The sequence below is a fragment of the Methylocystis sp. B8 genome (assembly GCF_005771425.1).
Lineage (GTDB): Bacteria > Pseudomonadota > Alphaproteobacteria > Rhizobiales > Beijerinckiaceae > Methylocystis.
The window spans coordinates 1-1,712 of record NZ_VBTZ01000022.1 but is presented as its reverse complement, the minus strand read 5'-3'; the positions used below and the strand labels follow the sequence as shown (position 1 = coordinate 1,712).

The 1,712-nt window shown below is 60.1% G+C and carries 1 protein-coding gene; it reads right to left on the bottom strand.

Annotated elements, in window-relative coordinates; genetic code table 11:
- Position 1: 1 nt before the first annotated feature.
- A complete protein-coding gene (gene nifB, locus FEV16_RS16740) occupies positions 2–1,501 on the bottom strand; it encodes a nitrogenase cofactor biosynthesis protein NifB (RefSeq protein ID WP_246657397.1) in 1,500 nt (499 codons plus the stop codon).
- Between the last annotated feature and the right edge of the window lie 211 nt (positions 1,502–1,712).

Here is a 1,712-nt window from a genome sequence, read left to right as displayed (position 1 = left end):
GCTACGCGGCGTTGATGAGAGCGCCTTGTCGGATTTCGGCGTCGCCGCGCTGGACGTGTTCGATTTCGCCGGCGTTGACCTTGTCGAGATAGGCCTTGAACCAGGCGATCGCCGACTTCTCGATGAACTCATGCGCATATTGATCCACCGGTTCGATGCCCGCCTGGATCAGATCGTTCTTCGGACAGCCGCCAATCTTCGCCACAAACACCGCATGGCAGTCGTTGATCGCCCGGATCACCGTCTCCAGACTGTCCTCGTCGCCATAGCCGCCCTGGCAATAAAGATCGACGCGGCGATGCCCGACAAATTTCGCGCCCTTGGTCGAGAGCTCGTAAACCTGGAACTCCTTCGCATGGCCGAAATGTTCGTTGATCAGGCCGGAGCCCTTCGTCGCAACGGCGATCAGCAGCTTGATGTCGCTTTGCTCCCCGGCAAGCGTCATCAGCTCTTCCTGCTTCGCCGCGACCTTCGCCAGACGCTCCTCTTCGACCTTCTCCTGATAGGCCTTGCGGCCCTCAAGATCATAATCGACCTCCATCGCCATGATCTTGTCCGTCGTAAACTCCGCGCTGCGGTCCTCGCCCAGAAGACCAACGGCGTCGGCGCGGCACTGACGGCAGTGACGCATCATGTTCATCTCGCCTTCGCAAGAGTCCTGCAGCGCCTTCAACTCCTGCGCCGACGGGCCGCGCTGGCCGGTCAGGCCAAACACCGTTCCATGCTCAGGAGAAGAGATCAGCGGCATGATGTTGTGCAGGAACGCGCCGCGCGACTTCACCGCCTTGTTCACGTCGATCAGATGACGATCGTTGATCCCAGGGATCATCACCGAGTTCACCTTGCACAAAATCCCGCGCTCGGTGAGCATCTCGAGGCCCTGAAGCTGGCGGTCGGTCAGAAGCTTCGCCGCCTCGACCCCGGTGTAGCGCTTATGCTTCCAGAACACCCAGGGATAAATCCGCGCCCCGATCTCAGGATCGATCATGTTGATGGTGATCGTCACGTGATCGACGTTAAAGCCCGCGATCGTGTCGACGTGATCCGGCAGGGCAAGCCCGTTCGTCGACAGGCACAGCTTGATGTCGGGCGCCGTCCGCGAAATCAGATCGAAGGTCTTGAAGGTCTTCTCCGGATTGGCCAGCGGATCGCCAGGACCGGCGATCCCTAATACCGTCATCTGCGGAATGGTCGAGGCGACCGCCAGAACCTTCTTCGCCGCCTGTTCCGGACTGAGCTTCTCCGACACCACGCCAGGACGCGACTCATTGGCGCAATCATATTTGCGGTTGCAATAGTTGCATTGGATGTTGCACGCCGGCGCCACCGCCACATGCATGCGCGCATAATGATGATGCGCTTCCTCGCTGTAACAGGGATGGTTCTTCACCTTCTCCCAGATCTCCGTCGGCAGATCGTTCTGACCCGCGCCAGAGCCGCAGCTCGCCTTGCCGCTCCCGCCAGACGTCCCGCACCCCTTGTGCTCGGCGATCTGCTGCATGATCCCGTCAAGAGACGTCGCAGAACCCTCGGCAAAACCCCCGCCCGCGCCCGCGTCGATCCCCTCAATCCCATGCGTCTCGACCCCATGCGTGTCCATGGCTGAATCCTTCCGCTTCGCCCTCGTCCGTCCCCGGGGCGAATACAAATCGCCAACAAGCCGACAGAGTTTAAAAGGCTTCCTAAAAATACACTTGGCAACTTGCATGCCA